We start from the raw sequence: 5,159 nt of genomic DNA, 5'->3' as shown, positions 1-5,159 counted from the left end.
CCGCTGTCGTCCTGGAACGTCACGGTGACCTGACGCTTGGTGCCGTCGATGCTGACCTCGCAGTCGAACGTGTCACCCTTCTTCACCGTCGGGCTGGAACCGTCGTTGCACTTGACGTCCTTGACGTTCTTCGCGCCGTAACCGTTGGCCTCGTCGGACAGGATCTGCGCCACCCCCGTCTGGGCGGCGGTGACGTCGAGCTTTGTGGTGACGAAGAAGCCGGGCTTCCAGAAACCGAGCACCCCGACGACGGCGATGATGACGGCGGCGAGCAGGCCGACGACCCCGAGGATGAGGCCCATCGACTTCTTGGAGCCCGCTTCGGTGCCCGTCGAGCCGTACGGCGAGTACTGCTGACCGGGTTGTTGGCCGTACTGGTCGGGCTGCTGGCCATATTGGCCGTACTGGCCGGGTTGCTGGCCGTACTGACCCGGCTGGCCGGGTTGCTGGCCGTACTGACCCGGCTGCTGGTACGAGGGTGGGCTGTAGGCGGTGGGCTGGCCGTACTGGTCGGGTGGCGGGTACTGCTGCGGCGAGTACGTCGGCGGCTGCTGCGAGCCCTGATCGGGCTGCGGGTACTGCTGCGGCGTGTACGCGGGCGGACCCCAGGCCGGTGCCTCGGTGGTGGGCTCCTCGGGCGCAGGTGGCTGCTGCCACGCAGGCTGGTCACCCTGCGGCTGCTGACCCGGCCACGGCTGCGTCGGGTCGGATCCCTGCGGTCCGCTCATGGTCTCTCCTTGGTACTCGTTCGCTGTAACCGAAGCGTTTGGCCGCCAGCCTACCGTTCCTCATGTGTGAGCAGGGATTGGTCTGCTCGGCGCGGCCCGAACGGTGTTGACCGCTGGCGGCGGGTGTTCTCCGGTGGACCGGCACGTATCGTGTGCGTGTCGGTGGGCCGGAACTGCCTTGCCTGCCATCGTGGTTGGGTTGGTGTTCAGGCCGGCCGGTGGCGTGCCCGTAGCGGTCCGCTGTCCGTTGCGGGGTCCTGCCGGCCGTCGCCTGATCACCAATCCGAGGCCACGTCTGCCGATCGCGGCCGCCGCGGCGTGATGCCGGGTGACCGGGTCGGAAGTCTGCTGCTGCAAGGGTTTCGCCCAGTGCTGGGCACCCCAGCGGCTGGTGTAGGCCGCATCCACACCGATCATCGCGATCCCCCGACGGGCCGTCATCGAAGTCAGCCGGCCGCGGAATTTCGCGGTGGGGATGCCGGCCACGGTGCGGCGGAACCGTTTCCCCCGCGCCCAGCGACCCACTCGTTTCGCGGCCCGTAGCGCGGGCGTCCGCGAAGTCGAGGTTCTCCACCACCACCGCCGAGCAGTTCTGTCGCTCGCTCAGGTCGAGCAGGGCGGTGATCGCCGCCCGGACACGCCCATCACGATGCGATGCGGCAAGACCCGCCGTCTGCACAGGGATCGTCACTGGCTCCCCGACCCATCCAGCACACAGCAGGCGAGATGATCGGCATTGAGGTCCACACCCAGGACCGGCCCGGTACGTAATTCGTCGATCGAGGGCGACGCGGCGGGCGTGTCCTGTTTCCAGGAGGCATCCAGATACCAGCGGTCCTTGGCCGGGTCGAAGCTGATGTCGTAGCGCACCGCCCGGCGCCCCGCGACCCGCTCGGTCCATCGATCGCCACGGTGGCCGAAGCGAATCGGTACCGCGATCTGTAGATGCGACCCGAACTGAGGGGTCAGCGCGGCGGGCACCTTGATCCGCAGCCGGCCGGCCTCATCGACCCGGATCGTCTCATTGCCGCCGGCCTTGCCTGATTCGCCGTCAGCAGTTAGGAACATCCTCGCCGCTTCCCAGCGTGCCCGCCATTGCCGTTCGGTCATCGCGGCTGCATCGAGGTGATGGCGGCTGCGCCACAGCCGTTTCCCGCCCACCGCGATCGACGGACGGCCCGCGGCCAAGGCGTGCTCGGTGGAGGCCAGCCGGGACCGCAAAACGGCGAGTCTCCACGTCTTGGCGAACCGTTCGCTCGCCGATCGGTAACCGCGACGCCGACCATCCGGGCGGCCCCGCGGCCCGGCGCACGCCGGTGCCGATTCTCCGGAATCCACCGCGCACCGCTGTTCAAGCACGTCGACGGCCTGCCGCAGATCGGCAACGTGGGCAGCAACACCCCTCATCCCCAGCTGGTATTGGTCTTCCACCACACGGGTGATCGCCCCGGCCCACCGCGACGATGCGACCACGGTGACTGCCCGCTTGCGCTCTGCTCGCCACACCGCCTTTGACCGCCGGTCCAACCGCCCGACTCCGATCCGCCCCATCAACTCCGAGCGAAAAACCGAGCCAAGTCCGGATCCGCACACCCGAAGGCGCCGCCGCAACTACCGGTGCGCCAATCCGACGCAAGTGCGCACGCTGACCCATGAACACATCCTGATCCCCGCCACCGACAAACCGCTCTGCGCCGACAACCCGTCGCACACCCAATCGCCGAGATCGCCAGTCATCCTGCGTCGACAGCCACGACGCCGCGCCGAATGTCGCCGATCGCGCGTTTCGCGGCGGTCCGCAGCGCCGGTGTCGGCGCGGCGATGCGGACCTGATCGAGCAGGTCGAGCACCTGACGGCACCACCGCACGAAATCACCGGCGGACAACGGGGTTCCGGAACCTGAGGCGTCGGACGCGGCCAGCGCGGACGTCAGGTCACCGGTGGTCGCCCACCGGTGCACGGCGGCGACGAACCCTGGGTCGGGTTCGCGGCTTGGCGGCAGACGGTGACGCTGCTCGTCGGCGCGGATGTCCGTCCACAACCGGCGGGTCTGTGTCAGCGCGCGGCGCAGCGCGCCCGTCGCGGCGTCGACACCCGGTGCCGGACCGGGTGTGTCGCCGCGCGACTCATACAGCACCGACGACACCACGGCCGCCAGTTCGGCGGCCTGCAGACCGTCCCACGCGCCGTTCCGGAGGCATTCGGCCACCAACAGGTCGCTCTCGCTGTAGATCCGCGCGAGCACCCGCCCGTCGTCGGTGACCGCCAGATCGCCGTCGCGATCGTCGATGAAGCGACGTTCGGTGAGCAGCAGCACGATTCGGTCGAAGGTTCGGGCCAGCGAGTTGGTGGCCGATGCCACCTTCTGCTGAATCTGTGCGTTGTCGCGCTCGATCCGCAGGTACCGCTCGGCCGTACGCATCAGCTCCTCGCGGTCGGATGCGTGATGGCAGGGATGATTTCGCATCTGCTCGCGCATGACGATCAACTCGGGATCGATGTCCGGGTCCTCGGCGGCTCCACTCCTCTTGCGCGAGGGCACGTCCAGGCCGGCCGCCGCCGATCGCAGTGCCGAGGCGAGGTCGCGGCGCACCCGCGGTTGGCGGTGTTCGACGCGCTTGGGCAACGTCATGGTCCCCAGCTTCGCCGACGTCCCGGTGTAGTCGGCCGAGGATATCCTTCCCGCCCAACGATGTTCGGTCAGAACCAGGGGCCTCGGCTCGTCGCCGTCCGTGGCGGGCTCGAGCACCACCGCCAACCCGCCCCGCTTGCCCTGACCGATCGTGATGATGTCGCCGCGGCGCAAGGCGGTCAGCGCATCGTTGGTGGCCCCGCGGCGCTGCACCCGCGAAGCCCGCGCCTGTGCGCGCTCGCGTCCGGAGATCGCGGCACGCAGCCGCGCATAGTCCAGGACCGGTGCGTCACGTCCGCCGAGTTCGCCTGCGATCTCGTCGAGCATCCGTTCGCCGCGCGTCACCCCCCTGACCAAGCCGACGACGGACCGGTCGGCCTGGTACTGGGCGAAGGACCGCTCCAGGAGTCGGTGCGCCTGCTCAGGACCCATGTGCTGGACCAGGTTGATGGTCATGTTGTACGACGGCGCGAACGAACTGCGCAGCGGGAACGTCCTGGTCGAGGCGAGACCGGCGACGTCGGCGGGATCGACCGACGCGTCATTGGGCTGCCACAGCACGACGGCGTGACCTTCGACGTCGATACCCCGCCTGCCGGCCCGCCCGGTCAGCTGGGTGTACTCCCCCGGCGTCAGCGGCGCGTGCTCTTCGCCGTTGTACTTCACCAGGCGTTCCAGCACGACGGTGCGGGCGGGCATGTTGATTCCCAACGCCAGTGTCTCGGTGGCGAATACCGCCTTGACCAGGCCCGCGGTGAAGAGTTCCTCGACGGTGTGCCGGAACACCGGAAGCAGCCCGGCGTGGTGGGCGGCCAGCCCACGCAGCAGGCCCTCGCGCCATTCGTAATAGCCGAGCACGACGAGGTCGGATTCGGGCAACTCCGCGCACCGTCGGTCGATCACCTCGGCGATGCGGGCCCGTTCCTCGTTGTTGGTCAGCCGCAGGGACGAACGCAGGCACTGCTTGACCGCCGCGTCGCAACCGGCCCGCGAGAAGATGAACGTGATCGCCGGAAGCAATCCCTCGTGATCCAGCGTGCCGATCACGTCGGGGCGCGGTGGCGGCCGGTAGATGGTGGGCCTACCACCCCGCTGATCCCGGCGGCCCGGCCCGCCACGCCCCCGCGGCTGCCAGTCGGCCAGCCGGTCGGCCTCCCTGCGCAGTGAGATGTGCCGCAGCAGTTCGGCATCCACCAATGTGGCATTCCCGGTGGCCTGCTTGCCTTCGAAGAGATCGAACAGCCGCTTGCCGACCATCATGTGCTGCCAGAGCGGGACCGGCCGGTGCTCGTCGACGACGACCGTGGTGTCGCCGCGCACGGTCTGGATCCAGCCGCCGAACTCCTCGGCGTTGCTCACCGTTGCCGAAAGGCTGACCAGCCGAACGTCCTCGGACAGGTGCAGGATCACCTCCTCCCACACCGCGCCGCGCATCCGGTCGGCCAGGAAGTGCACCTCGTCCATCACCACGTGCGAAAGCCCCTGCAAGGCAGCTGAATTCGCGTAAAGCATGTTGCGAAGCACCTCGGTGGTCATCACCACCACCGGAGCGTCGCCGTTGATCGACTGGTCGCCGGTGAGCAGGCCGATCCGCTCGGCACCGTAGCGCCGGACCAGGTCGGTGTGCTTCTGGTTGCTCAGCGCCTTGATCGGCGTGGTGTAGAAGCACTTTCGGCCCGCGGCCAGCGCCAGGTGCACGGCGAACTCACCGACCACCGTCTTGCCCGCACCCGTCGGCGCGCACACCAGCACACCGTGGCCACCCTCCAACGCCCGGCACGCGCGCAGCTGGAAGTCG

General features: G+C 68.9%; 4 protein-coding genes. All 4 read right to left on the bottom strand.

Going from position 1 to position 5,159, the window contains the following annotated elements:
- Positions 1-728, bottom strand: a 728-nt coding sequence (locus QOC69_RS25205) for a DUF4333 domain-containing protein (RefSeq protein WP_526444763.1), incomplete at its 3' end; no start/stop codon positions are given.
- 60 nt (positions 729-788) lie between these two features.
- Positions 789-1,214 (bottom strand): hypothetical protein, encoded by a 426-nt coding sequence (locus QOC69_RS25200; protein WP_526444761.1) that lies wholly within the window; start codon positions 1,212-1,214, stop codon positions 789-791.
- Between the two features lie 201 nt (positions 1,215-1,415).
- The gene (locus QOC69_RS25195) at positions 1,416-2,255 is read right to left on the bottom strand and encodes a hypothetical protein (protein WP_526444759.1); all 840 of its coding nucleotides are present in this window, start codon (positions 2,253-2,255) and stop codon (positions 1,416-1,418) included.
- 206 nt (positions 2,256-2,461) lie between these two features.
- Positions 2,462-5,159: DEAD/DEAH box helicase (locus QOC69_RS25190; RefSeq protein WP_526444757.1), on the bottom strand; the 2,698-nt coding region annotated here is incomplete at its 5' end.

It is taken from the genome of Mycobacterium sp. (assembly GCF_032162105.1).
GTDB lineage: Bacteria > Actinomycetota > Actinomycetes > Mycobacteriales > Mycobacteriaceae > Mycobacterium.
This window is presented reverse-complemented; position numbering and strand designations above follow the sequence as displayed.